Source organism: Actinomadura sp. 6N118, from assembly GCF_044326415.1.
In the GTDB taxonomy this organism is placed as follows: Bacteria; Actinomycetota; Actinomycetes; order Streptosporangiales; family Streptosporangiaceae; genus Spirillospora.
Genome location: NZ_JBIRAZ010000004.1, coordinates 517,467 through 539,569, shown reverse-complemented (window position 1 = coordinate 539,569; position 22,103 = coordinate 517,467). Strand labels below are relative to the sequence as shown.

Below are 22,103 nucleotides of genomic sequence, written 5' to 3'. Positions count from 1 at the left end.
CCCTTAGAGGTAGAAGAGCACTTCCCTTGAGAGGGCAGGTGAAGGGAGACCCATCATGACGACGTACCGCAGCCGATCAGCTGAGAGGAACCCGGCCAGCGACTTCATCACCTACGACGAACTCCGGGGGCCGGACCTGGACGCCGAGCTTTGGGCCCCGGCGCGCCTGCCGCTTCCGACGGGCGGCGACCACATCCCAGTGGATCCCAACGCCGAGGTGACCGTCAGCGAGGGGGAGGTGCGCGTGACGATCCCGCGTTTCTCGGCGTCGCACGACACGTTCCAGCCTGCCGACAGCGCCAAGTACCTCATCTTCTCGACGCACCAGTTTGGGTTGGCGCCTGAAGGGCCCGCGACGTTCGCGGTCGACCTCGCGGTCGGCAACATCGGCGGGGAACCGGCGGACTACCGCCGGGGAATAGCCGCCTTCCACGCTTTCGACTTCGAGGTGAGCAAGCGCGTGTTCGCCGTCACCGGCACCTCCACCCGTGTGCTCGCGCTGCATGAGCAACTCGGGTCGTGGGGAGCAGCGGAGCCGTTCTACCACGTGGTCGAGTCGCCGTACGAGGACTTCGACGACGACTTCACCCGGCTCCGCACGTGCGAGATCACGCTCGACCGGGGCACGTCGACCGCAACGTGGCGCGTCGATGGCCGAAAGGTGTACGAGACGTACGGCACGCTGATCCCCGAACGCGTTCGCATCGGCTTCGGGATGTGGACGATGCTGCCGGTCCGGGACGGTCGCAGCCGCTCCCTGGAGGGGCAGGGCATGAATGCGCGCTGGCGCCGATTCCGCGTACGCGGCGCCCAGGCGTGAGGTCGAGGCTCTGATCGGCCCCATCGACCTTCACTGAGGACGTTGATTTCCTCGGCGCGACCTTCACAGGAAGGGCCGTTTTTCGCGGCGTTCCCGGAAAAGGTCGCGTTGCTGAGTTCGGTGTTCCCGGAAAAGGTCATGGTCTATCTAAGGTGTGGTGCCGCCAATTATGGAAGTCCATTTCCCGGTATGTGGATTGTCCATATTTGGGTCTAGTCGTGGAAGCCTTTTTGGTCAGGGCGGATCGCTGCCGGGTGTCTCATTTGCTTGACTCTGGATTGCCGGACTTGTTGATTGTGATTAGCGTCCGTACATCCTTCGGTGCTGCAGGTGCGAGAGGGGAATCCGGAACGGGAGAGATGAAACGGCCGTAGTGGGGGAGGCATGCGTTGAGGTTTTCTCAGCGATCGTTAATTGGCGGAACATCGTCATGGCAAGGGGGTTCCGATGACGCTTGTCGCCAAAAGCGCGGTACCGGTCGGCGCAGGACCGGACGCCGCTCACGAGGCATTCGAAAGGGCAGCCCTCGGCGGCGTCACCCTTTTGGATGCGCCTCCTGGCTGCCTCCTCACCGAGGGCCTGGCGACGGTCCTGGCGAGGCGAACCGATCAGGTGATCTGGTCGCGCATGGGGTCGGAGGACCGCGATCCAGCCAGTTTCCTCCTGTCCGTGATCGCAGGGGCGCAGCGTCACGAGCCGGAGTTCGGGCAGGAGACCCTGACCTTGATGCGTCGCTGTCCAGGGCCGGTGGAGGGGTGGCCTCCGCTGTTCAACCAACTTGGATGCGAACTCAGAAAACATCTGTGCGAGACCGGAGCGATCGTTCTGGAGAACGTTCACCATCTGAACGGGAAATCCCCGGTGTTCGCACTTGCCGGGGCGCACCTGTTCCCCGTCCTTGATGCCGGGACGACGTGCGTGCTGGTCTCACATGGGCGAATTCCGCTCACCCTGCTGCCGAAAGGCGCGTTGTATCGCGGACCGGCTGATCTGCGTATGCCCTCGGCCAGGATCCAGCGATCGCTGCGCGAGATCGCCCCGGATCTGCCTGCCAGGGAACGCGACCGGATGTCGGTCCTGGCCCATGGCCGGGCGGCGGTGATCGATGCCGTTCGTGCGGTGAAGACCTCACTCGGTGGTGAGGAAGTGCTGCCCTCCATCCTGCGGGCGTGCCGTTCCCGCAACCCGCTGGCGCCGTTCGGCGAGGCACTGCTCGACCGCGTCACCGCAGAAGCACGCCAGGCACTCGGCCTGGTCATGCGGACGCAGTACGGCCATGTCGGCCTGACACCGGACTCGGCGCCCCGGGGACCGTGGTTGCAACGTCTCGATGGCGAGTGGGCGCGGGTACGGACCTGCTGGTGTGAGTCGCTTCCAGCGTGGTCGCCCGATCCGCAAGCGTTGAGCGGGGCGGCAGACCGGCTGCTGTGCTCCGGGGGTTTGGAACAAGCGGTAGATCTCTATTTCGAGTTGGGGCAGGAGGAACGGGCCGCGTGGGCCATCAACGACCAACTGGACCGGCTGATGGACCTCGGGCAATGGGGGACGGTGCGCACCTGGCTTCATCGGCTGCCCGAAGACCTGGTCGTCGCGTATCCCGAACTCGCCTCCAGCCGAGCAGAGATGGCCGCCGTCTCTGGTGATTCCAGGACGGCCCGCCGCTGGTTCTCCGTCGCGGCCTCCCAGTTCGGGGGAGCCGGGAACGCGTTCGGGGCGTGCCGCAGCATGCTGGCGGAGAGCGTTGTCAGCGACGGTGCCGGCGATCTCGGCACGGCGGAGGCGCGCGCTGGTGCGGCCCTCGCGGTCGCGGATGCGGCAGGGTTGGGGCCGCTCCGGTCGTGGTCGTCATGGCAGCAAGGACGGCTGGCCCTTCGAACCGGCGACGTCGAGGCCGCCTTGACCGCGTTCGCCCGTGCCGTCGAGGGGGAGGACGCACCCGCCGAGCTGGCCGGTGAAGCAGGTGTTCTCGTACGGCAGCTGCGGGAGCTCCGACGCCAGTGTCAGGCGCATCGGGCGGACCTGGTCTCGCTGGAACGGGCGGAGAAGGAGTTCGTAGACCAGCTGTTGGCATATCTGAAGGCTTGGCCGCATCGGGTCCAGGTTTCGGCGGAGAGCTGGTCGAACATGCCGCCGCCCGCAAAGTTCTATGGTCAGGGCTTCGGCGTCGGCAAGCTGGCAAGACTGCGCACGCGGCTGACCCAGTGGTCATCCCAGGTGTACCGGGCAGCCCCGGAGGCCGGCTGGCGGCCGCGCCTCACAGCCGAGGTCGCCGCTCCGATGACGGCGGTGGCCAGGGCGAGGCTCACGGCGGCGGCCATCGACGGTCAGGGCGCTTCCACCCAAGCAGATCTGCAGCTTTCGGTGCATCTGCTCGGTTCTCTCCAGGTGAACGTGGGTGCCCGCCTTGTGAAGCGGTGGCCGGGCGGACGGAGCCGCTCGCTTCTGGCGTACCTGCTCACCCACCGCAATCCTTGGCCAAGGCGCGAGACTCTGATGGAGGAGTACTGGCCGGGTGCTTCCCCCAAGGCCGCGCGCAACAGCCTGAATGTCGCCATCCACGGGCTGCGTAAGGTCCTCGGTACGGCGACCGACTCTCCAGTGATCGTGCTCGCCGACGACCGCTATCAGCTGCATCCGGGAATCACTCTCTGGCTCGATGTGGAGGACTTCGAAGGCGCGGTGGAACAGGCCAGACGGCTCGAGGCCGCAGGGCGGACCGTCGATGCGGCGGAGTCCTTCGAACGTGCCCTGGGTCTCTACCGCGGCGATTTTCTCTCCGATGTCCCCTACGAGGATTGGTCCGTCCTGATCCGCGAGCGGCTCCGTCTGGCTGGTCTTGACGCGCTCGACCGGCTCAGCGCACTCCACTTCTCGGCGGGCCGCTATGCAGCATGCGCCGAGTTGTGCCGGCGGACCATTGCGATCGATCCCTGCCGGGAGGACGCGCATCGCACGTTGATGCGGTCCTACAGCCGACAAGGTCAGCCCCACTTGGCGCTGTTCCAGTACCAGACATGCGCACGGCTCTTGACCACGGAGCTGGGCGTCCAACCGGGGGCGAGTACGCAGGAACTGTACGAACGGATCCGTGGCCACGAGAACCTCTAGGGAAACGGTTCCCTGTCCACTGGATTCGTTTATGTGCCTGCAGAGGGGCAATCACCGGTCCATGTGGCTCGAGCGTTAAGGGCCGCGCCAAGGAGGACCGAGCTGTGCAGACGACACACGAAATGATCGTGGTCGGCACCGACGGATCCGGCATGGAGGCATGGGAGTGCCCCAGCTGCGGCAGGCGGCTCCTGTTTCGTTGGCCGCCGCAGTACGAGAAGGTAGTGGTCGTTCCTGGAGATGAGCAGGCCATCCACGTCGGCGGCAATGGTGGCGTGCGCATCGGAGCCGTTGAGGTCACACCGGCGCCCGAAGAGGTCGACGAGAGCGAACGCTCCTGGCTCCGGGAGTCCGGCATCGACTGGGATGCCTCGGCCTGATGCTCAAGCGGCCGGAACGATGAACATCAAACCCTCAACGGCGGAGGCCAGCGCCAACGGGCGTTCCGCTTCCGGGCTTCGCAAGGTGATGGCTGCGTCCAGGCGATAGCTTCCCGGGGGCAGTCCCTCGCCGACCAGGTCGATGGTCGGAGCGTTGACAGATAGCACTCCGTCCTTGCGCGCCACGAGCACCTTCTGGCTGCTTCCCACTGGCCTGGCGATTATCACGGCGCTGTAGGCGAGACGGTCTTCAGTGAGGGCGGAGCCCACCAGATGCAGGGTCACGTTAATCGTGAACGGTTCCCTGGCGTGGAGCGGTTCGGGTGCGAGAGCCAAGGATGCGGCGACAGGTTCGGTGGCAGCCCGCGGCTGATCGTCGGCCCGTTCGCCGTCTCCGGCATCCTGCAACGACACCTCGGCATCCGGCGCTTCCGATGGCTCGGCGGTTGTTTCCGCAGTTGGCCCGTCGGCTGCTTCGGCGGTCGGCCACGCAGGAACGGACCCGGCCGTCGACTCGTGCGATGCCGCGACCCTCAGGCTTCCTTCGACGAACTCGATGACGGCTTCTGGCTTCCATCCCGGCCAGCGTTCCTCGTCCCCGGTTCTCGCATCCTTAACCGTCGTGCTCTGGATCGAGTCGTCCTCGTTCAGAAGCACCCGGACCACGAAGCTCTCAGACCGCTGGGCGTCCGAAACAGGATCGACATTCTCTTCCGCGAGTTCGCGTGCGCGGCGTCGCCATGCCTCGGCGCGTTCCGGTGACGGTCCCGGTGACTCGGCCAGCAGTCCGATGATTTCGATAGGGGAATGGTCCGCCAGTTCCTTGTAGGTGGACACGCCCACGTCGCGAAACCGTGCCTGCCTCTTGGGCCCGATACCGTCGATTCGAGTGAGATCGTCCTGGTGCTCCATGCCATCGCCTCCATCATTGTCTCGCCTGGGACCCATGGGTTCCTCCCGGGGCGGAGCCCCGGGAGGAACACTCGAGATGGAGAGGTCAGTTGTAGATCTCGATGACGGTGCCTTCGACGAACGCCGTCAGCGGGATCGGCCTCGTCGGCTGGCCAGGACAGCCGGCCCTGAACGTGACCATCGCTGCCAGCCGGTACACGCCGACATCGAGCGTGTTGCGGTTCACCTGCACCAGGGTCTTGGCATTCGGTGGGCTGGTGCCGTTGTAGATCGACTGGCCCGGGGCGGTCTGTAGCCACCCCGCTACGCCGAGCACGTACTCAGGGCCTGGGCCGAAACCCTCGGCAAAGTACTTCACCTGGTAGGAGAAGCTTCCCAGAAAGGCTCTGAGCAGCGGTGTCAGGATTTCGAACTCCATCGCCACCTGGAAGTCGTCCGACCTCCTGATGATGAGCTCCGACGGCTGACCTTGGGGATCAAAGACCTTGATCGAGTCGGTCGGCCTGATGGCTTGCTCTGGCTCTCCCCGCGCAACCATGGGGACCGTCCTTTCGTAGACGACATCACCGGAGTAGCGCCGACCGCTTAATCCGTGTGTCCCATTCGCTTAGCGCACGCGTCCGCCGGGGTTAATCGCAGGTGAAAGCCAGGTCAGGGAGCGGTAGCGCGCCGGTGTGTGACCGGTTCCGGCAACGTCCAAAACCCAGCCGTGCTGCTGGGCGCTAAGGCGGCGCTTCCGCACGGCCTGAACGGCGAACGGGGGCGCAGTCACTTGTCAGGAGGTCTTGCGGGCTACCCAGTAGTTGACCCGGCCGCCTGCATGGACGACCCGGTTGACCAGGAAGTCCGTGCCGTTCACGTGCAGGATCCGCGTCTCCTCGCGCTCGTTGGTACGCGGGTCGGGGTACGTCCGCGGGTTCTCGAACTGGAAGACCACCTCGGGGGCCGTGCCCTTGAAGAAGGGAGGGAAGTAGTCAAACCGCTGACCGTCGTTCACTCGCTGGATGACCTGGTACTGGTCGGGCTCGCCGTTCACGGTGCGCTTCTGGAACAGCCAGTCGACCACCACCGTGCCGCCCTGACCGGGCGTGAGCGCCGTGGGGGTGCCGGTCAGCTCGTTCTCGCCGTCCGCGAAGACCAGCGCCAGCTCCGCGCGCCACGTTCCTGCGGGTGCCCAGCCGCTGATCCCGGGGGACTCGAAGCCCGCCTGCCCCCACTGGTCGCGGTGTGCGCCGAGCAGTTCCTGCTGGGTGGGCAGATCGGTCTCGGGCTCCCCGTCCCTCACCTGCACGTGGTAGAAGATGAAGCCGTCTTTCCGCATGTTCCTGCAGAGCTGGAAGTGCTGCCCGCCCTTCACCCGGTCGCGGCAGTTCGTCACGATCTCGGTTTGGGGATCCATGTGGACGCCGACCGAGCCGTAGACCGTGTACTCCTTCGGTGTTCCGCGGAAGACCGGGAAGTAGTTGTTGGTGGCTGTCCCGTTCGGCTCGTGGGCCGTCTGGATCGTCTGGTACTCGGGACGTCCGTGCACCGTGCGCTGGAAGAGCGTGGAATCGAAGGGCTTGGGCTCCAGGTTGATGATCGGCTCGGTGGTGAACTCGTTCGTTCCCGGGTTGAAGATGTACTGCGGCGCGACGCGGTGCCACATCGAGTGCGGGGCCCAGCTGCTCGTGCCCTTCAACGCGAAGTCGGACGGCCCCCACCGGTCGCGGAACACCCCCAAGGCCTGGGCCGGGGTCGGAAGCTCCGCGGCTGCGGATTCCGCCTGGACGGGGGAGGCGAGCCCCGTGAGCGTGAGAATGGATGTCGTCGAGGCCAGAATCGCACGGAGACCGCGCATGATCGTGAACCCTTCAGGAGAACGGTGACATCCCCCCGACGCCGCTCCACATCGAAGCGGCCTTCATAGGAATCACGAATGCCCGGCCCCATGGGTTCAGCGTGCTCCCCCACCTCGCTGGATACGACCAGCGCGAGCATGGGAGAGACGCCGTTGAAGCAGTTGCAGCCGCTGAAGAATACGGAGAGTATACGATTCGGGTAGATAGAGGGAATCGACTCATGCGATCTGAATGACGGTTCTGGCGTGGATCTTCAACGAGCGAACCACCTGGTCGGGCCGTCGGTCGCGTGGATGCTTGTCGGCGCCCATCTTCGGCGCTTGCGGGAAGCGCGAGGCGTCAGCCGCGAGCGTGCCGGAGCGGTGATCCAAGCGTCTCACGCCAAGATCAGCCGGATCGAGCTCGGTCGTGCGAGAATCCGGCCGCCGGACGTGGAATGCCTGCTGGCCTTGTACGGAGTGCCCGGAGGCATGGAACGGCAGATGCTGCTGACGCTGGCAGGTGAGGCGGACGGCTCACGGTGGTGGAAGCCTTATCGAGACGTCGTTCCGCCCTGGTTCGAGGCGTATCTGGATTTGGAACCGTTCGCGCTTCACATCCGCTCCTATGACGTGGACTATATGCCGGGCCTGCTGCAGACGGCGGACTACTGCCGCGCGGTCATGCGTCAAGGTCATCCGCACGCTTCCGAGTATGAGATCCAGCGACGGGTCGCCTTGCGAATGCTGCGACAACAGGTCTTTCGACGGCCTGAGCCGCCATGGCTCTGGGCGGTGATCGATGAAGCCGCTTTGCACAAGGGGTTCGGCGGGGCGGCCACGATGCGCGCTCAACTTCGGCATGTGATCGACATTGCCAGTAGAAGAGCGGGGCGTATCACCGTACAGGTGCTTCCCTCTGGCGCCGCGGGGAACAGCGCCGCGGCCGGCCCATTGACAATGCTCCGGCTGCCCGGATGGGAGTTGCCAGACGTGGTGTATCGCGAACGGCTCACGGGCGCGGACTATCCCGCACGGCCTGACGACATCGTTCGGTACTGGCATCTGCTGAACGCCATCGCGGTCAAGGCTCTGTCACCTCAGGACAGTATTGATCGCCTACGTGAGGCCTCTGGCGGGCTCGGCGCCTGACATGGTCCTTCTCGCTCTGTCGGCTGTCCGGCCGCCGGTCGTGGGCCGGCGTGATCATCACCAGGCCGGCCACTCAGGAACGGAATTGGCGGGATGGTCTCCGTCGAGACGCTCTGACCACCGGTCCGCACCGTCCGGCGATGCGGGGCCGGGCAGAGCTTTGCCGTTGCGCGCTGCCTCCCGAGCGTCTTGTCTCAGCCGCTCGATCGCGAGATCGTGGCCATGGTCGGCCGCAAGTCTGAACCACTGACGGGCCTTGTCCTTGTGCCCGAGTTCGTGGCAGATTTCCCCCAGTTGGAACTCTGCCTCCGGGTCACCGAAGTTGGCGGCGCGTTTGAGGAAGAGCCAGGCCACGAACATCTCTGCCTGACCGGCGGCCTCAGATCCGAGCCTGGTGGCGTGCTTGACGGCCAGCCGCCCGGGATTGGGCGCATCGAGCAACTCGGCGGCGTCCTGGTTCTCCTCGTCCGCGGCTTGGGTGAGCCACGCGTTGGCATCTGGCCGACGGCCGTCGAGGTAGGCCAGGACGCCCAGCCTGTAAGCTGCATCACCATCCTGATGCAGCGTGGCCGCACGGTACAGGGCGACGCCGTGCTGGCCCCAGCGATCGAAGATCTCTCGCTCGATGGTCGGCAACTCAGCGGGGCTGGCGACATTGTCTTCCCACAGCGGAGAGAGTTCGACAGCGGCCTTTCCGCCGGAGGCATCCAGGCCGACCGGGGGAATGTCTCCGAACAACGCCTGCCACTTGTCACTCCATTGCCTGAGCACAGCCTTTTCGTCGCGTACGGGCTGACCTGGCTGGGTGGCGGCGTGCCGTACACATGTGAGCACGTAGCAGGCGACCCAGGGCCACCGCTGCGGCTTCTTACGCTCTCCTTTCAGCACGTCGCTGACCATCGTCGTGGACAGGGGATCCAGCTCATAGTGATCTCGGTACTCAGCGCACAGCCGCTTTGAGAGTTTGGACATCCGGCGAAGAGACGGCATGCCGCACTCCACTTTGAGTGCAGCCAGAGCAGCCACGAACTCCTCGTAGGAGTCCAGATTCCCCGCGGGGTCAATGTCCATTGACGATCACACTCGCAGTGCCATCCGATGGTGAAGTTCCGGGCCGTCGCCGACGGTTCGTTCACATCGTGCCAGCTATTCATGGCGCAGGTGGGTATGAGCAAGATTTTCGGCATCCCGGATCGCCTGGGCCCGGCTGGAAGCCGCTATGGCCAGCCCTTATGTGAAGACGACCGCGGTCGCCGATTACTGAAATGGGACCTCGACACCCTGACCGTTACTCACGGTCTCGGATTTTGTGTCAGGTGACGCAAACCTCGCTGATCACAAGACTGGGTATTGAATGTAATTCGGTAACAGTGAGCGAGATGAAACACGGCTTTATCCCTGCGATCAAGGATTCCCGCGGCTCCCTGCGGCAGGACTCCGGCTTGCTGAGCCTCGACCAACTGCGCAGGGTCCGGAAGGCCAACGGTTGGCGTGACGCCGAGCGTCTACCGCGTCACGACGGAAACCACGTCCAGGCGCGAGCCTTCGTCTCCTTGGTCTCACACTCCAGCGCCTGATAGGCGTCCGCGTTGACCAGCCCACCTTCGCCGGTCACCTCTGTGTAGAGCTGGTCGGAGACGATCAGGCCGATGTCGCTGCCACGTGCCGCAAGCAGTGATTTGAACGCGTCGGCCTCGATCAGGCGGAACAGATGGTTGAGTGCTCTGCCTGTGACGCCGTGCACGTCACAGTGGACCAAGCCGACATGGGCGGCTAGCCGCACCTGCAGCCGGGTGAGGTCGCTGGTCAGCCTGTTTCCATACCGCAGCACTGCTGCGAGGTGGTGTGCCAGCGGGTCCATGAAGAGGTAGGCCGGGACGTCCGGCGGTGCGACGATCAGCGCGCCGTCACCGCGATCCTCGCGGTAGCACCTCTCCCAGGGAAGCGACGTCATCGCGAACGCCTCTTCGAGGGCCTGGTACAACATGCGCCGCACAAGCAACTGCACGTCGTCGCTGCGGCGTGGGTCACTGAAGCTGACGATGTCGACACTGGCGATGACGTTTCGCGACCGCCCCGTCGGAGGGGCATCGCGCCGACCACGACTCCATCCCGTGGACATCGGGTACGGCGATGGGGGGTGCATGCTCCACAAAGGGAATCCGCCCGTAGGCATCGGGTCGGTGCTCACAGTCGCTCCCAGGCAGGGTCCGCCCAGAAGTCCAGGAGTTCCTGCTGCGACAGCTCCTCCACCGGGGCCTGTCGCAGTTGCCTGCCCGTGTGCAACGTCCACGCCGTGATCAACAGGCAGGCGCACACCTCATCATCGGTGCGCGGGGCTGCGGCGGGCGGGGCCGTGGACGGCGGGCACGGCGAGCCCGCCTCCGTTGAATCGGTGATCGCGCTGATGCAGGGCTCCGCCAGCGGCACCGTTTGGGGATGCCGGGCCCGCCTGCGACACATGAGGGGCAACGCAATCCGCGCCATGAACCCGCCGTTTCGTCGATCGTCGTCTGTCGGGTACCAAGTACGCCACCTCGCCACGTGCTCGGCGACCACACCCGGCGAATCGGGACAACCTGGTTCGCCTCACCCATACCGAAGAGAAAATCGCCTACCTAAACGAGCGCCCGCGGCCGCGGCAGTGGCGCCTGCGCCTGCGGAGGTGGCGGCCCCGGTGGTCAGTGCGCCTGGGGCTTCGCGTTCAGCGTGATGTCAATGCGTGCCGGGGGGCGGGGCGTCGCTGCTCAGCATCGCCTGGGTCGCTTCCTCGACGATGTCGCGCATGGCGCGTTCGGCGGATGCGGCGTCTCCCGCTTGCACGGCTTGCGCGACTTCCGCGTGCCAGCTGATCGCCTTCGGCTCGGGACGTGTGGGCATCAGGTGGTGATGGGTGCGGCCGGTCAGCACGGCGGCCACCACGTCGCCGAGGGCTCCCAGCATCTCGTTGCCGGATGCCTCCAGGAGCGTGCGGTGGAAGACGATGTCGGCGTCGAGGTAGGCCTCCAGATCCCCTGACCTGCCGTGCACCGCCATCTGCATGACCGCGCCGGTCAGGGTGCCGCACTGGCCGGGCGTCGCGCGGCGGGCGGCGAGCGCGGCGGCCACCGGCTCGATGCCGCGGCGCAGCTCGCTCAGTGACCGCAGCTGCTCGTCACGCCCTTCGCCCTCGAGCCGCCAGCCGATGATCTGGGGATCGAACAGGTTCCAGCTCGCGCGCGGGGCGACGGTGATCCCGACCCGGCGGCGGCTGCTGACCATGCCCATGGCCTCCAGCACCCGGATCGCCTCGCGGATCACCGAACGGGACACCCCGAAGCGGGACTCCAGCTGCTCGATGCGGAGCACCTGGCCCGGCACGAACTCTCCCGAGGTGATCAGCAAGCCGAGCTGATCGAGGACGCTGCCGTGCAACCCGGCCTGGTCGTTGTCCGCCACGATGCCCAATCATCACACATTTGGGCAGCTAAGGGGCGATGGCGAGCTAAAGATCTGATTAATAGGCTGACAAGCTTGTTTAGAGATGATGATTCATGTCACACTCGGCCAAACGTCATCTGAAGGGATCTCAGTGATGTCTCCCACCCCCGATCCCACGCTGGCTGCTCCGCTCCTCGTCGTCATGGGCGTCTCGGGATCCGGCAAGACGACCTTCGGCGTCACGCTCGGGCAGCGGCTGCGCGTGCCGTTCGCCGACGCCGACGACTTCCACGGCCCTGCCAATATCGCCAAGATGTCGGCAGGCATCCCCCTCGACGACACGGACCGGCTGCCATGGCTGCGGGCCATCGGCACCTGGCTCGCCGGGCATACGGAGAGCGGCGGAGTGGTCGGCTGCTCAGCGCTCAAGCGCGCATACCGCGACCTGTTGCGGGAATGTGCGCCCGGTGTCGGCTTCGTACACCTGCATGGCGAACGTGAGGTCGTACGGCGGCGTGTCGCGAGCCGCCCAGGTCACTTCATGCCCGCCTCACTGGTGGATTCGCAGTACCGGACCCTCGAACCCCTCGAACCCGACGAGCGCGGGGTCGTGCTCGACTTCGACGCATCCCTCGACGACCTCGCGAACACCTACCTCGCCATGACGCACCCCACCATCGGCATCCCGGAGGCCGGCCAATGAATCTCCTCGCCCTCGCACCACCCGAACAACCCATCGCCGGCGGCGGCCAGCTGGTGGCGGCCGCGCTCCTCGGCATCGGATTGATCGTCGTGCTCATCACCTGGCTCAAGGTGCACCCGTTCCTGAGCCTGACCCTCGGCTCGCTGACCGTCGGTCTCGTCGCGGGGCTGCCGATGGCCGACACCGTCAGCGCGTTCGGCGAGGGGTTCGGCAGCACCGCGGCCAGCGTCGGGGCGCTCATCGCGCTCGGCGCGATGTTCGGCAAGCTGCTGGCCGACAGCGGCGGGGCCGACCAGATCGTCGACACCATCGTGGGCCGCGCCGGCCGGCGCGCGCTTCCCTGGGCGATGGCCCTGGTCGGCGCGCTGATCGGCCTGCCGATGTTCTTCGAGATCGGCCTGGTGCTGCTGATGCCGGTGATCTTCCTGGTCGCCCGCCGCTCCGGGCTGTCGCTGATCCAGGTCGGGATACCCGCGCTGGCGGGGCTGTCGGCCATGCACGGCCTGGTGCCCCCGCACCCCGGCCCGCTGGTGGCCATCGACGCGCTCAAGGCCGACCTCGGCGTCACTCTGGGCCTGGGCGTGCTGGTCGCGCTGCCCACCATCGCGTTGTCGGGGCCGCTGTTCGCGCGTTATGCCGCCCGCTGGGTGAACGTGCCGGCGCCGGAGCTGTACGAGACCCCGGCCACGACCAGGGAGAAAGTACGCGCGAAGGCCGGAGAGACCGACTCGCCGGCGACGGGCGGGGATTCGCCCACGGCGGACGTGACCACGGGGGACGCGGCAACGGCAGACGCACCTGAGCGTTCACGGCCTTCGTTCCGCCTCACCCTCCTGACGGTGCTGCTGCCGGTCGTGCTCATGATGGGCAAGGCGCTGGCCGACATCTTCGCCGACGAGGGCACCAGGGTCCGCACTGTGCTCGACAACCTGGGCACTCCGCTGGTGGCTCTGCTCATCGCCGTCATCGTGGCGACGTTCACCCTCGGCCTCGGCTCCGGCATGGACCGTGGGCAGATCTCGACGTCATTGGAGCGATCCCTGCCGCCCATCGCCGGCATCCTGCTCATCGTGGCCGCGGGCGGCGGCTTCAAGCAGACGCTGGTCGACACCGGGATCGGCAAGCTCGTCGCCGACTGGGTGGACGGCAGCGGCATGTCGGTGTTGCTGCTGGCCTGGGTGGTCGCGGTGCTGATCCGCCTCGCCACCGGCTCGGCGACCGTCGCGACCGTGACCGCGTCGGGCATCATGGCCCCGCTGGTCACCACGCTCAACGACGGCGAGACCTCGCTGCTGGTGCTGGCCATCGGCGCCGGCTCGCTGTTCTTCTCCCACGTCAACGACGCAGGGTTCTGGCTGGTCAAGGAATACTTCGGGCTGAGCGTCGGGCAGAACATCAAGACCTGGTCGATCATGGAGACGGTCATCTCGGTGAGCGGGCTGGTCTTCGTCCTCGCACTAGGCCTGATCATTTAGACGGGCGGCGATCAGCTGCTCAGACGCGGACGACCTCTGGGCCGGCAGCGGCGATCCCGGCCGCGAGTTCGGTGTCCAGCCTGGTGTCGGTGATGACGACGTCGATCTCGTCCAGCGTCCCGAAGCGCACCAGATAGTCGTTGCCCATCTTGGTGTGGTCGGCGAGCAGGATCCGGCGCCGGGACGAGGTGATCATGGCGCGCTTGACGGCGGCCTCGGCCTGGTCGGACGTGGTCAGGCCGTGCGCGGCCGAGCAGCCGTTGGTGGCGATGAACGCGACGTCCACCCACAGGTCGGCGAGTGGCCGCAGGACCCAGTCGTCGACGGTGGCCAGGGTGCGGCCGCGGACCCGGCCGCCCAGCATGATGACGTTCAGATTGGGGCGGGTGGCCAGCGTGGTGGCGTGCGGGGGCGAGTTGACGATGACGGTGAGCTCGCGGTCGGCGGGCATCAGCTGGACCAGGCGGGCGGTCGTCGTCCCGGCGTCGATGATGACCGAGCCGTCGGCGGGCAGCTCGTTCAGCGCGGCCTTGGCGATCCGTTCCTTCTCCTCGGTGAGGACGGCGTCGCGGGCGGCGAGTTCCGGCTCGAAGCCGAGCCGTTCCACCGGGATGGCGCCGCCGTGGACTCGCCGGACCGTCCCGGCGCGCTCGAGCACGGTCAGGTCACGCCGGATCGTCTCGGTCGTCACGCCGAACTCCTCGGCGAGGGCGACCACGTCGACGCGCCCGTTAGCGCGGGCCTGTCCGAGTATCGCCTGCTGCCGTTCTTCGGCGTACATCGTGTTGGTCCGTCCTTTTCGAGGCTTCGTTCATGTGGGCCCCATTCTCATTCATGTCGGTCCGTCTGCAGGACGCCACCGCCGTAGCGCTCGCTGCTCATCCGCCCAGCGCGTCGATCGCCTGCGCGCGTTCGACCGGGCGTAGGTAGCGGGCCAGCGCCGCCTCGGCCAGGCGCTCGCATTCGGCCAGGGTGTGCTGAGTGAGGGCCGCGCGAACGGCGGGCAGGACGCGCGCGGACATCGACAGGCGGGTGACACCGAGACCAGCCAGAACCGGGGCCAGCAGCGGATCGGCGGCGGCTTCTCCGCAGACGCTGACCGACCTGCCGTCCTCGCGGCCGGCCTGGGCACAGAGGGAGATCAGCCGGAGTACGGCCGGTTGCCAGGGGTCGAGCAACTCGGGAAGGTCGCCGCTCTGGCGGTCGATGGCCAGCGTGTACTGGCTGAGGTCGTTGGTGCCGATGCTGAGGAAACGGGCGTGCCGCAGGATCGCCCTGGCGCTCAGGGCCGCGGCGGGCACCTCGACCATCACCCCGGCGTTGGGCAAGCCATATGCCTGCGCGCGCTCGGCGAACTCGGCGGCCTCGTCCGGTGTGGAGACCATGGGTGCCATCACCGCGATGTCCGCCCTGGTTGACGCCGCCGCGAGCGCGATGCTCTCCAGCTGGGTGTCGAGAACCTCCGGCCGTACCCGGGCGGTGCGGTATCCGCGCACGCCGAGCGCAGGGTTGGGCTCGCCGGGCAGTCCGAGGAACGGCAGCGGCTTGTCGGCTCCGGCGTCGAGCGTTCGTACGACGACGGTTCCGTTCTCGAAGGCCTGGAACACCTTGGTGTAGGCGCTGACCTGCTCGTCCAGGCCGGGCTCCTCGTGACGGCCGAGGAAGAGGAACTCGGTGCGGAACAGCCCGACCCCGGCGATGCCGGTCAGGTCGAGCCCGGCCAGGTCGGCGGCGGAACCTATGTTGACCATCAGCTCGACCGGATGCCCGTCCGCTGTGCGTCCGGGGCCGCCCGGATCGTCCGGCGCGTGCCGTTCGGCACCTCGGTGCCCGGCCGCGGCCTGGTATCCGGCAATGGCTCGGTGCCCGGCGGCTTCGGCCTCCCCGACTCCCATCCGGACCTCGCCAGTGGTGCCGTCGACCGTGGCGAGGTGTCCGGGTTCGGCGGCCCGGAGGAGCCCGGCGCAGCCCACGATCGCGGGGAGTCCGAGCGCGCGGGCCAGGATCGCGGTGTGGCTGGTCGGGCCGCCTCTCTCGGTGACCAGGGCCAGCACCATCGCGGGGTCGAGGTCGGCGGTGTCGGCGGGGGAGAGGTCCTCGGCGATCAGGATGAACGGGTGGCCGGGCGCGGGCACGCCCGGCATCGGCTCGCCCAGCGCGGCGGCGACCGCCCGGTCGGCGAGGTCGGCGAGGTCGGCGGCGCGCTCGGCCAAGCGAGGTCCGGCGGCCAGCAGCAGCTCCCGATGCGCGTCGAAGGCGCCGCGCAGCGCGTGGACGGCGTCCGCGCCGTCCTTGACGCGGGCGCCGACATCGGACGGGAGCGTGGGATCAGCCACGATCATCGCCAGTGCGTCGAGGATGTCGCGGGCGGTGCCGGATGCGGCGGCGGCACGTTGCTCGAGGTCGGCGCGCACCTCATCAAGGGCGCGTACGGCTGCCGACACCTCGCGGTCGGGATCGGTGACCGGGCGTGGGGACGGGAGGTCGGGCGGGCGGCCCATCGGCAGGACGGGACCGGCCGCGAGGCCGGGGCTGACGCCGAGGCCCCGGAGGGATTCAGGCATGGTCGGGTTCCTCTTCCGCATCCAGATCGCGGGAGAGGAGGTCGGCGAGCTCGTCCAGGGCGGCGTCGGCCTGGTCGCCCTCGGCCCGCAGGGTGACCTGCGTGCCCTGGGTGGCTCCGAGAGTCAGCACGCTCAGCATGCTGGCGGCGGGGACGGGCGCGCGGTCGCCGACGCCGATGGACACGGCGACGGGCTGCCGCGCGGCTGCCTCGACGAAGATCTTGGCCGGCCGGGCGTGCAGGCCCTGGGCCGAGGCGATGGTGACGGTCCGTTCGGGCACGAGGACCTCCGTCAGGGCTCGATGGTCACTTTGATCGCTTCACCGCGGGCGACGAGCTCCAGCGCGTCGTGTACGGCGGTCAGCGGAAGACGGTGGGTGATGAGGTCCTCCACCGGGACACGGCCGGACCCGATCATCTCCAGGGCACGGGCGTTGTGGGACGGGCTGGAGCCGTTGGCGCCGACGAGGGTCAGCTCGCGGTAGTGCACCCGGTTGGAGTCGCACGCGATGATCGGGTCGTCCTTGGGCAGGCCGCCGAAGAAACTGATCCGGCCCCCCGGCGCGGACATCTCGATCGCCGTGAGCTGGGCGGCGCCGGAGGCGGCTGCGGTGATGGCCACGTCGCTGCCGCGGCCCTCGGTGAGGTCGCGGACGGCCTCGACCACGTCGGTGTCCTCGGTGGCCCAGATCGCGGCGTCGGGCTTGACGATGGCGGCGGCCTGGTCGAGCCGGTCCCGGTTGACGTCGATCAGGAACACCCGGGCGGCGCCGCGGGCGCGAGCCACCCGCACGTGCAGGCAGCCGACCGGGCCGGAGCCGAAGACGACGACGTCATCGCCGTCGCGGACGTTCGCGAGCTCCTGCCCGTTCAGCACGCAGGCCAGTGGCTCGGCCACGGACGCCTCGGCGAACGAGACGTTGTCGGGAACGCGGTTCACCCCGTCGACGGCCAGGACCTTGGCGGGCACGATCATGTACTCGGCGAACGCGCCGTCGTAGTGGTAGCCCATCGACTCCTGCCGCGCGCACACGGTCATCCGGCCGCGCCGGCATTCGGAGCACTCCCCGCAGGGAACGGCCGCGATGACCTGGACGCGGTCGCCGGGTTCCCAGCCCGGCGCGTCCCCGGCGACGATCTCGCCGGCGATCTCGTGGCCCATCACGCGCGGCGGCGCGATGTGGTGATGCCCGAACCGGGAGATCTTGACGTCCGTGCCACAGGTCGAGCAGTTGCGGATGCGGAGCTTGAGCTCGCCGGGGCCGGGCTCCGGCTCGGCGGAGTCCTCCAGGCGGATGTCGCCGGGGGCGTAGAAACGAGCGACCTTCACAGTGCGGAACCTTCTTCCTCGGGTTCTTTGTCCAGTTCTTCGGCGGGCTGGAGGAGCCGGATGATCTGGTCGGCGGTGGTGGCCTCGCGCAGGCCCCGGGCCCGGTCGGGGTCGAGCAGGATCTGCGCGAGCTCGGCGAGGATCGCCATGTGCCCGTCGCCCCGGGCGGCGATGGCGATCGCGAGCGTGACGGGGTGGCCGTCCCAGTCGACCTCGTTCGGGAACCGCAGGACGGCGAGCGCGTCCCGGCGTACCGCGTCCTTGCCGGATGCCGTGCCGTGCGGGATCGCCACACCCTCGCCGAGGTGGGTGGAGATCGACCGTTCCCGTTCCAGCATGCTGTCGGTGTACGCGCTGGTCACGGCGCCGACCTCGGCGAGGAGCCGGCCGCACTGGCGGACGGCGTCGTCGCGGTCCGTGGCCACGGCGTCGAGCCAGACGGCGCGCGGGTGGAGCAGCACGGCTGCGGGCTCAGACACTCAGATCGCCGCCGTCCTTGATCGCGGTGATCACGTTGTTGACCGCGGGGTCGCCGATGTAGACCTCGAACGGGACGATGAGGGTGTCCGGTGCGCCATGGCGGGCGCGGTCGGCCAGTCCGGTGTGGCAGACCACCACGTCGGCGTCGGCGGGGATGGAGTCGACGGGGGTGTGCTCCACCGTGACCGGCTGCTTCTTCAGTGCCCTGCGCAGCTGGCCGGCGAGCATGACGCTGCTGCCCATGCCGGCGTCGCAGGCGATGACGAGCTTGTGGATGTCCTTGCCGTTGATGCTGGTCACCATGATCGGATCTCCAAGGTGGGGGAGGAGGTGTCTAGGACGCGGTCGGCTGCGACGCCGGCTCGCTCTTGCCTTCGCCGGTGTCCTTCCCTTCGCTGGTGGGTGCGTCGCCGTCCTCGCTCGGCTCGGCGAGCTTGCCGAAGCCGAGCAGTGCGGCGCCGACGCCGAACGAGACGGCGGTCGAGGCGATCACGCCGGTGTAGATGCCGATCCAGTTGGACACGCCCTTGGGGGTCTGCGCGAGGTAGGCGAAGATGCTGCCGGGCGAGGGCGTGGCGACCAGGCCGGTGTCGAACGCCAGGAAGATCGCCACTCCGGTGGCGCCGCCGGCGATCGCGGCCAGGATCATCCGGGGCTTCATCAGGATGTACGGGAAGTAGATCTCGTGGATGCCGCCGAAGAAGTGAATGATCATTGCGGCCGGCGTCGTGGGACGCAGCCGGCGCGGGCCGAAGAACAGGTAGGCCAGCAGCACACCGAGGCCGGGGCCGGGGTTCGACTCCAGGGTGAACAGGATGGACTTGCCGTGCTCGGCGGCCTGCTGGACGCCCAGCGGCCCGAGGACGCCGTGGTTGATGGCGTTGTTGAGGAACAACACCTTGGCCGGCTCGATCAGGAGCGAGGCCGCCGGGAGCACGTCGTGGTCGATCAGCCAGCCCACCGCTTCGCCCGCCCAGTCGGTGACGGTCCGCATGACCGGGCCGATCCCGAGCCGGCCCACCACCGCCATCGCGCCGGCGAGGATGCCTGCGGAGAAGTTGTCGACCAGCATCTCGAAGCCGGGCCGCACCCGGTCCTCCAGGAGCCCGTCGAACAACTTGAGCAGGTACGCGGTCAGCGGGCCGATGATCATCGCGCCCAGGAACATCGGCGCGTCGGCACCGACCACGACGCCGACCGTGGCGACCGCGCCGACGACCGCGCCGCGCTGGCCGTGCACCATCCGGCCGCCGGTGTAGCCGATCAGCAGCGGCAGCAGGTACTTGATCATCGGTTCGACGAGCTCGGCGAGCTCCTTGTTCGGCAGCCAGCCGGACGGGATGAACAGCGCGGTGATCAGGCCCCAGGCGATGAACGCGCCGATGTTGGGCATCACCATGCCTGCCAGGTAGCCGCCCATGCGCTGGATGCGCGCCCGTAGGCCGTCACCGGTGACTTTGGGGGTGTACGCAGTGGCCATCGTGGCCTCCTGTCGATCGGGGTGTGGTCGGGAGCCTGGGATAGGAATGGCCTAGGTGAGCAGGGGACGGTCCAGGTCCGGTGTCGGGTGGAGTCGTACGTCGTCGCGTTTGATGTCGGAAGGGCCCGGCATGCGGCTGGCGGGCAGCCGGACGGCGGCGGCGCCCCATGCCAGGCCCTCGGCCAGCGCGTCCGGTCCACGGGCACCCGCGGAGAGGAAACCCGCGAGCAGGGCATCGCCCGCGCCCACCGAGCCCCTCGGCCTGTGCACCGGGGCCGTGCCCGCGATGACCCCGTCGTCGTCGACGAGCAACGCCCCGTCGGCACCCAGGCTGACCAGGACGGCCTTGGCGCCGAGCGCACGCAGTTTCTCCGCGGCCTCGACCACGTCGGACAGCCGGTCGAGCGGCCGGCCGACCGCCTCGGTCAGCTCCTCCCGGTTCGGTTTGATCAGGTCGGGTCCCGCGGCGACGGCCGCCATGAGCGCGGGGCCGCTGGTGTCGACGGCCACCCGGATCCCGTCCGGAGAGAAGGCCCTGCACAGCTTGGCGTACAGGCCGTCCGGGACGCCGGGCGGAAGGCTGCCGCAGGCGACCACCCAGCTGGCCCGTTCGGCCTCGGTCACCACGACCTCGGCGACGGCGTCCAGCTCGGCGCGTGACAGCGGCCCGCCGGGCTCGTTCAGCTTGGTGACCACGCCGCCGGGCTCGGCGATGGTCACGTTGGAACGGGTGCGCCCGGCCACCGGTACCGCGTGCGCGGTCAGGCCCTCGGCCAGCAACATCCGGTGCAGCTGGTCGCCGTCCGGACCGCCGACCGGGATCACCGCCGTGGAGGCCACCCCGTTGGCCAGCAAGGCGCGCGAGACGTTCACGCCCTTGCCACCCGGATCGAGGCGTGCCGACCGGGTGCGGATGACGGCGCCGCGGGTCAGCGCGTCCACCTCGACGGTCCGGTCCAGGCTGGGATTCAGCGTCAGGGTCACGATCATGCCGGGCCCGTCCGGGCCTGGCCCGTAAGGAGGACCTCGCCTCGCCGATCCCGCACGTTCATGTTGATTCCCTCCGCTTCATGTTGTTTTACATTTGTTTACGCCCGTTTGGTTGGATTGTCAACGGTTCTCCCGGGACCAAAACATAGTTCGACGCAGGTCATCGACCAGGGAGGGCGCGAGGACCGGAAGCGCCACAGAACGCGGACCTGGGTGTATGCACCGCCGAAACCTGTCACGATCAGGCCGTGCGCTGACCTGTGGACGTCCACGCCGAACCACAGGGCAACGGGGCCGCCAAGCCGGCAGCCAGCGCCGTACCTGTCTCGAACTCGCCCGGATTCAGCGGTAAAAAATCATGGAAATACGTACAGTAGGTACGTACAGTCCCCCTGTGACCGCTCCCTTCAGGCACACGCTCGTGGTTGCGAGCGCCCTCACTGCCTCACTTGCCGCAACCGGCTGTTCAGAGTCGGGCTCCACATCCGCTTCGGCTTCGCCCTCTTCGGCGCACTCCACCACTCCATCCACGCCGTCCCCCCAGAACACTTCGGCGTTCTGCCTGGACCTTTCGACCTTCCAGGTTGGGGTCACTGTCTTCCGTGCCGATGTGGGCAAGGCGATCAGAGGCCAGCCATTGGACTTCTCCGACCTGCGCAAGAGGGCGGCTCTCATCGCTCTCACCGGCAAGCGGATGCAGGCCAGCGCACCGCCGGACATCGCCGAGCACTTCAAGACCGTCCTGGATGCGATCGCCACCTCAGCGCGCGGGCTCAAGCAGGGCGGCAGCACGCGAAAGGTGGTCGACCCCTTGTACGGAGACCGGAACCGAGCCGCTTTCGACGCCGTCAACAAGTACGAGTGCCGCTGACCCAGGGCACGGGATTCAGTTCAGCCGAGATGGAGTAGCGGGTGAGTGGCCGCCATGGCGAGCAGCCTTGCCCTCCGACTCGATGGCGCCCGGCCTCAGGCTCATGCGCCTGACTGGAGGGTGGGTTCGTACGCGATGCCGTATCCCACCGGGGCCGTCCCGCACCTGCCCGCGATCGCGGTCGCCTCCAGTGCAAGAGTCCGCACCCCGGTGACCCGGACCAGCATCGCGGTCGCCGTCCGCGATGTCACCACCCGCCGTTCGAGCACCACCCCGTCCCCTCGCAGAACGACACGAACCTTCAGTGCAGCCGGGGTTGCCGAGTCGAGCATCAGCGCCGTGGATAGGCGCGTAAAGGCCCGTCCCAGCCTGAACGTGGTGACGGCAGGCGCCTTCTGGCAGCCCACCCAGAAGCTCATGCTGCTCGTAGACCTGCGTCCCGCAAGAGTCGCTGTCCGCCGCACGCCCGAGGGGCCGGCTGCGTCAACCCTGCCGACGACCTCATAAAGCGCAGTGGTTTTTGGCCGGGCGCGCGTGGACGGACTGGAACGCGCAGGAGGACTGGACCGAGTGGGTGTCGGCCGTGCGGGCGAGGACATC

The 22,103-nt window shown here is 67.8% G+C and carries 23 protein-coding genes; 7 read left to right on the top strand and 16 right to left on the bottom strand.

Going from position 1 to position 22,103, the window contains the following annotated elements:
- The first annotated feature begins 55 nt into the window (after positions 1–55).
- From ACH34W_RS13290 to ACH34W_RS13280, 3 genes are all read left to right on the top strand, one after another.
- Positions 56–820, top strand: coding sequence for a DUF6081 family protein (locus ACH34W_RS13290; RefSeq protein ID WP_395961112.1), 765 nt, complete (start codon positions 56–58; stop codon positions 818–820).
- Between the two features lie 447 nt (positions 821–1,267).
- Positions 1,268–3,928 carry a BTAD domain-containing putative transcriptional regulator gene (locus tag ACH34W_RS13285; protein WP_395961111.1) on the top strand — a complete coding sequence of 887 codons (2,661 nt, stop codon included), beginning with the start codon at positions 1,268–1,270 and terminating at the stop codon, positions 3,926–3,928.
- Positions 3,929–4,032: 104 nt separating this feature from the next.
- Positions 4,033–4,308 (top strand): hypothetical protein, encoded by a 276-nt coding sequence (locus ACH34W_RS13280; protein ID WP_395961110.1) that lies wholly within the window; start codon positions 4,033–4,035, stop codon positions 4,306–4,308.
- 3 nt (positions 4,309–4,311) lie between these two features.
- On the opposite strand, the gene ACH34W_RS13275 is transcribed toward ACH34W_RS13280, so the two are convergent.
- From ACH34W_RS13275 to ACH34W_RS13265, 3 genes are all read right to left on the bottom strand, one after another.
- Complete coding sequence (locus tag ACH34W_RS13275) at positions 4,312–5,220, bottom strand: helix-hairpin-helix domain-containing protein (RefSeq protein ID WP_395961109.1); 909 nt, start codon at positions 5,218–5,220, stop codon at positions 4,312–4,314.
- A gap of 85 nt (positions 5,221–5,305) precedes the next feature.
- The gene (locus ACH34W_RS13270) at positions 5,306–5,758 is read right to left on the bottom strand and encodes a hypothetical protein (protein ID WP_395961108.1); all 453 of its coding nucleotides are present in this window, start codon (positions 5,756–5,758) and stop codon (positions 5,306–5,308) included.
- Between the two features lie 237 nt (positions 5,759–5,995).
- Positions 5,996–7,060 (bottom strand): hypothetical protein, encoded by a 1,065-nt coding sequence (locus ACH34W_RS13265; protein ID WP_395961107.1) that lies wholly within the window; start codon positions 7,058–7,060, stop codon positions 5,996–5,998.
- Between the two features lie 246 nt (positions 7,061–7,306).
- Here ACH34W_RS13265 and ACH34W_RS13260 point away from each other — a divergent pair, with 246 nt between their 5' ends.
- Positions 7,307–8,191 (top strand): helix-turn-helix domain-containing protein, encoded by an 885-nt coding sequence (locus tag ACH34W_RS13260; protein ID WP_395961106.1) that lies wholly within the window; start codon positions 7,307–7,309, stop codon positions 8,189–8,191.
- A 57-nt stretch (positions 8,192–8,248) separates the two neighbouring features.
- On the opposite strand, the gene ACH34W_RS13255 is transcribed toward ACH34W_RS13260, so the two are convergent.
- From ACH34W_RS13255 to ACH34W_RS13240, 4 genes are all read right to left on the bottom strand, one after another.
- Positions 8,249–9,091: a hypothetical protein gene (locus ACH34W_RS13255; protein ID WP_395961105.1), complete on the bottom strand. Its 843-nt coding sequence runs from the start codon at positions 9,089–9,091 to the stop codon at positions 8,249–8,251.
- Between the two features lie 613 nt (positions 9,092–9,704).
- The gene (locus ACH34W_RS13250; RefSeq protein WP_395961104.1) at positions 9,705–10,199 is read right to left on the bottom strand and encodes a hypothetical protein; all 495 of its coding nucleotides are present in this window, start codon (positions 10,197–10,199) and stop codon (positions 9,705–9,707) included.
- Between the two features lie 179 nt (positions 10,200–10,378).
- A complete protein-coding gene (locus ACH34W_RS13245; RefSeq protein ID WP_395961103.1) occupies positions 10,379–10,621 on the bottom strand; it encodes a hypothetical protein in 243 nt (80 codons plus the stop codon).
- 285 nt (positions 10,622–10,906) lie between these two features.
- On the bottom strand, positions 10,907–11,629 hold the full coding sequence (locus ACH34W_RS13240) for a FadR/GntR family transcriptional regulator (RefSeq protein ID WP_395961102.1): 723 nt from the start codon (positions 11,627–11,629) through the stop codon (positions 10,907–10,909).
- A 136-nt stretch (positions 11,630–11,765) separates the two neighbouring features.
- On the opposite strand from ACH34W_RS13240, the gene ACH34W_RS13235 reads away from it, so the two are divergent.
- Both ACH34W_RS13235 and ACH34W_RS13230 read left to right on the top strand, forming a co-directional pair.
- Entirely contained in the window at positions 11,766–12,314 is a 549-nt protein-coding gene (locus ACH34W_RS13235; protein WP_395961101.1) for a gluconokinase, read from the top strand.
- On the top strand, positions 12,311–13,789 hold the full coding sequence (locus ACH34W_RS13230; protein ID WP_395961100.1) for a GntP family permease: 1,479 nt from the start codon (positions 12,311–12,313) through the stop codon (positions 13,787–13,789). The genes ACH34W_RS13235 and ACH34W_RS13230 overlap by 4 nt, the downstream gene beginning before the upstream one ends.
- 19 nt (positions 13,790–13,808) lie before the next feature.
- Here ACH34W_RS13230 and ACH34W_RS13225 read toward each other — a convergent pair whose 3' ends face one another.
- From ACH34W_RS13225 to pfkB, 8 genes are all read right to left on the bottom strand, one after another.
- Positions 13,809–14,570 carry a DeoR/GlpR family DNA-binding transcription regulator gene (locus ACH34W_RS13225; RefSeq protein ID WP_395961099.1) on the bottom strand — a complete coding sequence of 254 codons (762 nt, stop codon included), beginning with the start codon at positions 14,568–14,570 and terminating at the stop codon, positions 13,809–13,811.
- A gap of 97 nt (positions 14,571–14,667) precedes the next feature.
- Positions 14,668–16,353 carry a phosphoenolpyruvate--protein phosphotransferase gene (gene ptsP / locus ACH34W_RS13220; protein ID WP_395961098.1) on the bottom strand — a complete coding sequence of 562 codons (1,686 nt, stop codon included), beginning with the start codon at positions 16,351–16,353 and terminating at the stop codon, positions 14,668–14,670.
- Positions 16,346–16,633, bottom strand: coding sequence for an HPr family phosphocarrier protein (locus ACH34W_RS13215; RefSeq protein WP_395961097.1), 288 nt, complete (start codon positions 16,631–16,633; stop codon positions 16,346–16,348). Before ACH34W_RS13215 ends, ptsP begins: the two co-directional genes overlap by 8 nt.
- A gap of 11 nt (positions 16,634–16,644) precedes the next feature.
- The gene (locus tag ACH34W_RS13210) at positions 16,645–17,682 is read right to left on the bottom strand and encodes a zinc-dependent dehydrogenase (RefSeq protein WP_395961096.1); all 1,038 of its coding nucleotides are present in this window, start codon (positions 17,680–17,682) and stop codon (positions 16,645–16,647) included.
- A complete protein-coding gene (locus ACH34W_RS13205; RefSeq protein ID WP_395961095.1) occupies positions 17,679–18,161 on the bottom strand; it encodes a PTS sugar transporter subunit IIA in 483 nt (160 codons plus the stop codon). The genes ACH34W_RS13210 and ACH34W_RS13205 overlap by 4 nt, the downstream gene beginning before the upstream one ends.
- On the bottom strand, positions 18,154–18,465 hold the full coding sequence (locus tag ACH34W_RS13200) for a PTS lactose transporter subunit IIB (protein ID WP_395961094.1): 312 nt from the start codon (positions 18,463–18,465) through the stop codon (positions 18,154–18,156). Before ACH34W_RS13200 ends, ACH34W_RS13205 begins: the two co-directional genes overlap by 8 nt.
- 31 nt (positions 18,466–18,496) lie before the next feature.
- Positions 18,497–19,642, bottom strand: a complete 1,146-nt coding sequence (gene mtlA, locus ACH34W_RS13195) for a mannitol-specific PTS transporter subunit IIC (protein ID WP_395961093.1) — start codon at positions 19,640–19,642, stop codon at positions 18,497–18,499.
- Positions 19,643–19,693: 51 nt separating this feature from the next.
- Entirely contained in the window at positions 19,694–20,632 is a 939-nt protein-coding gene (gene pfkB, locus ACH34W_RS13190; RefSeq protein WP_395961092.1) for a 1-phosphofructokinase, read from the bottom strand.
- A gap of 610 nt (positions 20,633–21,242) precedes the next feature.
- Here pfkB and ACH34W_RS13185 point away from each other — a divergent pair.
- Positions 21,243–21,503 (top strand): hypothetical protein, encoded by a 261-nt coding sequence (locus ACH34W_RS13185; RefSeq protein ID WP_395961091.1) that lies wholly within the window; start codon positions 21,243–21,245, stop codon positions 21,501–21,503.
- Between the two features lie 101 nt (positions 21,504–21,604).
- Here ACH34W_RS13185 and ACH34W_RS13180 read toward each other — a convergent pair whose 3' ends face one another.
- Positions 21,605–21,922, bottom strand: coding sequence for a hypothetical protein (locus tag ACH34W_RS13180; RefSeq protein ID WP_395961090.1), 318 nt, complete (start codon positions 21,920–21,922; stop codon positions 21,605–21,607).
- Between the last annotated feature and the right edge of the window lie 181 nt (positions 21,923–22,103).

What these genes read in the sequence shown, in the direction of transcription:
- ACH34W_RS13290 (WP_395961112.1), top strand. Translation starts at nt 56, where the DNA reads ATGACGACGTACCGCAGCCGATCAGCTGAGAGGAACCCGGCCAGCGAC.
- ACH34W_RS13285 (WP_395961111.1), top strand. Translation starts at nt 1,268, where the DNA reads ATGACGCTTGTCGCCAAAAGCGCGGTACCGGTCGGCGCAGGACCGGAC.
- ACH34W_RS13275 (WP_395961109.1), bottom strand. Translation starts at nt 5,220, where the DNA reads ATGGAGCACCAGGACGATCTCACTCGAATCGACGGTATCGGGCCCAAG.
- ACH34W_RS13270 (WP_395961108.1), bottom strand. Translation starts at nt 5,758, where the DNA reads ATGGTTGCGCGGGGAGAGCCAGAGCAAGCCATCAGGCCGACCGACTCG.
- ACH34W_RS13265 (WP_395961107.1), bottom strand. Translation starts at nt 7,060, where the DNA reads ATGCGCGGTCTCCGTGCGATTCTGGCCTCGACGACATCCATTCTCACG.
- ACH34W_RS13255 (WP_395961105.1), bottom strand. Translation starts at nt 9,091, where the DNA reads ATGGTCAGCGACGTGCTGAAAGGAGAGCGTAAGAAGCCGCAGCGGTGG.
- ACH34W_RS13235 (WP_395961101.1), top strand. Translation starts at nt 11,766, where the DNA reads ATGTCTCCCACCCCCGATCCCACGCTGGCTGCTCCGCTCCTCGTCGTC.
- ACH34W_RS13230 (WP_395961100.1), top strand. Translation starts at nt 12,311, where the DNA reads ATGAATCTCCTCGCCCTCGCACCACCCGAACAACCCATCGCCGGCGGC.
- ACH34W_RS13225 (WP_395961099.1), bottom strand. Translation starts at nt 14,570, where the DNA reads ATGTACGCCGAAGAACGGCAGCAGGCGATACTCGGACAGGCCCGCGCT.
- ptsP (WP_395961098.1), bottom strand. Translation starts at nt 16,353, where the DNA reads ATGCCTGAATCCCTCCGGGGCCTCGGCGTCAGCCCCGGCCTCGCGGCC.
- ACH34W_RS13200 (WP_395961094.1), bottom strand. Translation starts at nt 18,465, where the DNA reads ATGGTGACCAGCATCAACGGCAAGGACATCCACAAGCTCGTCATCGCC.
- mtlA (WP_395961093.1), bottom strand. Translation starts at nt 19,642, where the DNA reads ATGGCCACTGCGTACACCCCCAAAGTCACCGGTGACGGCCTACGGGCG.
- pfkB (WP_395961092.1), bottom strand. Translation starts at nt 20,632, where the DNA reads ATGATCGTGACCCTGACGCTGAATCCCAGCCTGGACCGGACCGTCGAG.
- ACH34W_RS13180 (WP_395961090.1), bottom strand. Translation starts at nt 21,922, where the DNA reads ATGAGCTTCTGGGTGGGCTGCCAGAAGGCGCCTGCCGTCACCACGTTC.